A 3,149-nucleotide genomic window follows, 5' to 3' on the forward strand; every position below is an offset into this window, starting at 1 on the left:
AAACGCCGGCCAGCATGGCTTGCAATTCCTGCTTGCCCGGCATTTTCGACAGAGCAATCACTTGTTCCGCGGTCAGCCATTTGCCGCTGAGCACACCGCCCTTGATTTCCATCTTGGGCAGGGTTTTCGCGACATCGACCAATGCCTTGGTCGGCGAGACCGGGTCGCCATAGGCGAACAACAGGGCGTTGGGGCCGGCCAGTTGCTCGTCCAAAGCGGTGAAGGACGTGCCTTCGAGAGCGCGACGAACCAGCGTATTCTTGGCAACGAGAAAATCGCATTCGCCGGAATGGCGCAGGGCCATGCGGAGTTTGCTCATTTCACCCACGGTCAGACCGCGATAGTCGACCAAGATCGCTAGTTGCGCCCGGGACGTGATGCTTTGCAGATCGGCGACAACCTTGGATTTTTCTTGGCGATCCAAATTTCGTATCCCCCCTTTCCTTTTCGGTTACCGCGCCGCCTCGCGCCGGGACGCGGGCCACCCGAAAGGGAGGGCCGATCGCCAAGCGGCAATCGACCATGGCCATACTTGCGTCTCGGTAGGTCGGTCGGCGCCGATTAAACCAAATTACTTTGGTGCCTACTGTCTCGGACGTTTGCAAACCGGATCCGCACTAGCTGTTGGACACGCGAAGGCCGATCCGGTTCAGCCTTCGCTCATTCCGCTCGGAGTTAACGCAACCGCACCTGGATGTCGGCCGGGTCGATTTTGACGCCGGGGCCCATCGTGGTGCTGATGGAAATGTTTTTAAAATAGGTGCCCTTGCTGGTATGCGGCTTGAGCCGCAGCAGTGTATCGGCCAGCGCCAGCAGATTGCCGCAAAGCTGCTCGATCGAAAAGCTCTTCCGGCCGATCGGGGCATGCAGGTTGCCGCCCTTGTCGACGCGGAATTCGATTTTGCCGGCCTTGGCTTCCTGCACGGCTTGCGCCACGTCGAAGGTGACCGTGCCGGTCTTGGGATTGGGCATGAGGCCGCGCGGACCCAGGACGCGACCGAGCTTGGACACGACTTTCATCATGTCCGGGGTCGCCACGACACGCTCGAAATCCATCCAGCCGTCCTGAATCCGCTGCGCCAAATCCTCGGCGCCGACCGCTTCCGCTCCGGCATCCTCGGCTTCCTTGACCTTCTCGCCCTGGGCGAAGACGACGACCCGCACCGTTTTGCCGGTGCCGTGCGGCAACAGGCAACTGCCACGGACCATCTGATCGGCGTATTTCGGATTCACGCCCAGACGGAAGACCGCATCGACCGACTCGTCAAAGCCGGCGGTGCCGGCGTCGTGGCACAATGCCACCGCTTCATCGACGGTATACGTTTTCTGGCGCTCAATTTTCTTGGCCGCCTCGATGTATTTCTTGCCCCGTTTCGGCATTTCCAACTCTCCCAGTCCGCGTCGTTATTCGACATCGATCCCCATCGAACGGGCGGTGCCGGCGATTGTCTGGCACGCTTCGTCGAGGTTGTCGGTATTCAAGTCAGCCAGTTTCAGTTTGGCGATTTCCCGCACCTGATCCCAGGTGATTTTGCCGACCTTGGTTTTATTCGGCACGCCGCTGCCCTTGGCGATGTTGGCGTATTTCTTGATCAGAATCGAAGCCGGCGGGCTTTTCAGGATGAAGGTGAAGGTACGATCCGCAAAGATCGTCACTTCGACCGGGATGATCATCGCTTCGGCCGCCTGCTTCTGGGTTTTTGCGTTGAATTGCTTGCAAAACTCCATGATATTCGCGCCGTGCTGGCCCAGGGCCGGGCCGACCGGCGGCGACGGCGTCGCTTTCCCGGCGGGGACTTGCAGTTTAACTTTTGCCAGAACTTTCTTCGCCATGATGCGCCTCATCTAAACAGGCCGTTGAAAAAGGTCGTCCTGGCCTTTTTCAACTACGCTCAACAAAAAGCGTGGTTTTTATTTCGCTTCATTTCCGGCAACTTCGGAAGTTGCCGGAAATGGCGATCCATCCATGGACCGCACGCAGGGTGTTTTTCAACACCCTGCTAAAGGGTGAGTCTGCTATTCCGCCTTTTCCACCTGGAAGAATTCCAGTTCGACGGGCGTCGTCCGGCCGAAAATGGAGACCATCACCCGCAACTTGCCTTTATCCGGTTTCACTTCATCGACCAAACCGGTGAAATTGGCGAAGGGGCCTTCCGTAATGCGGACGGTTTCGCCCTTCTCGAATTCCACCTTGGGAACCGGCCGCAGCGAACCTTCGCTGATCTGCCGGGTAATCCGCCTGACTTCTTCTTCCGGCACCGGGGGCGGGTTTTTCGCGCCGCCGACGAAGCCGGTGACTTTCGGGGTCGATTTGACGACGTGGTAGGTCCGTTCGTTCATTTCCATCTTCACCAGCAGGTAGCCGGGGAAGAATTTGCGCGTGGTGGTGCGTTTGGATCCCTTGACCATTTCGACCACTTGTTCGGACGGGATCAGTATTTCTTCCAGGTTTTCGCCGAGGCCGTGCGCCTTCATGCGCTCTTCGATCGCCTGCTTGGCTTTCGCCTCGTACCCGGAATAGGTATGGACCACGTACCACTTGCAATCGGCCATTATCGGAAATCCTTACAGGTTCAAGAATCCGGTGATGATTTTACCGATCAAGACATCGACCACGAAAAAATAGACCGCAAAGACGAAACAGACCGCGATCACGACCCAGGTCGAGGCCACGGTGACTTCGCGGTTCGGCCACGAGACCTTTTTCAGCTCGATCCGAACTTCCTTCAGGAACGTTTTAATCTTATTAAACAACGCCTGATCCCTTTTATCAGCACGATCGGCCGCGGCCGCACGGGGCGTCCGCGGCGATCGTGGAAGATTCGCGCGTTATTTGGCTTCCTTATAGACCGTGTACTTACGCAACTTCGGATTGTATTTTTTCAGCTGCAACTTGTTGGGATTCTTTTTCTTGTTGCGCGTGGTCGTATAGTGCCGCAGCTTGGTTTCGGTGCATTCCAGGATCACGATTTCGCGAGCGCCCTTGGCCATCGTCGTCTTTCCTCGGCTTACGCCAGAATTTTAGTGACCACGCCGGCGCCGACGGTCCGGCCGCCTTCGCGAATCGCGAACCGCAGGCCTTCTTCCATCGCAATCGGCATAATCAGTTCCACGCCAATATGCACGTTCTCGCCCGGCATGATCATTTC

7 protein-coding genes are annotated in these 3,149 nt (G+C 57.4%); all 7 read right to left on the minus strand.

Annotated features, from left to right (window positions below):
- The coding region (locus GX444_03780) for a 50S ribosomal protein L10 (GenBank protein NLH47707.1) at positions 1-424 on the minus strand (424 nt) is incomplete at its 3' end.
- A gap of 251 nt (positions 425-675) precedes the next feature.
- Positions 676-1,380 carry a 50S ribosomal protein L1 gene (gene rplA, locus GX444_03785; GenBank protein ID NLH47708.1) on the minus strand — a complete coding sequence of 235 codons (705 nt, stop codon included), beginning with the start codon at positions 1,378-1,380 and terminating at the stop codon, positions 676-678.
- A gap of 24 nt (positions 1,381-1,404) precedes the next feature.
- On the minus strand, positions 1,405-1,833 hold the full coding sequence (gene rplK, locus GX444_03790; GenBank protein NLH47709.1) for a 50S ribosomal protein L11: 429 nt from the start codon (positions 1,831-1,833) through the stop codon (positions 1,405-1,407).
- A gap of 183 nt (positions 1,834-2,016) precedes the next feature.
- Positions 2,017-2,553: a transcription termination/antitermination factor NusG gene (gene nusG / locus GX444_03795; protein NLH47710.1), complete on the minus strand. Its 537-nt coding sequence runs from the start codon at positions 2,551-2,553 to the stop codon at positions 2,017-2,019.
- Positions 2,554-2,565: 12 nt separating this feature from the next.
- Positions 2,566-2,754 (minus strand): preprotein translocase subunit SecE, encoded by a 189-nt coding sequence (gene secE / locus GX444_03800; GenBank protein ID NLH47711.1) that lies wholly within the window; start codon positions 2,752-2,754, stop codon positions 2,566-2,568.
- Positions 2,755-2,829: 75 nt separating this feature from the next.
- On the minus strand, positions 2,830-2,991 hold the full coding sequence (gene rpmG, locus GX444_03805; GenBank protein NLH47712.1) for a 50S ribosomal protein L33: 162 nt from the start codon (positions 2,989-2,991) through the stop codon (positions 2,830-2,832).
- Positions 2,992-3,008: 17 nt separating this feature from the next.
- Positions 3,009-3,149 (minus strand): elongation factor Tu (tuf, locus tag GX444_03810; GenBank protein ID NLH47713.1); only part of this gene is annotated, 141 nt, incomplete at its 5' end.

This window comes from Myxococcales bacterium, from assembly GCA_012517325.1.
Classification (GTDB): Bacteria; Lernaellota; Lernaellaia; order Lernaellales; family Lernaellaceae; genus JAAYVF01.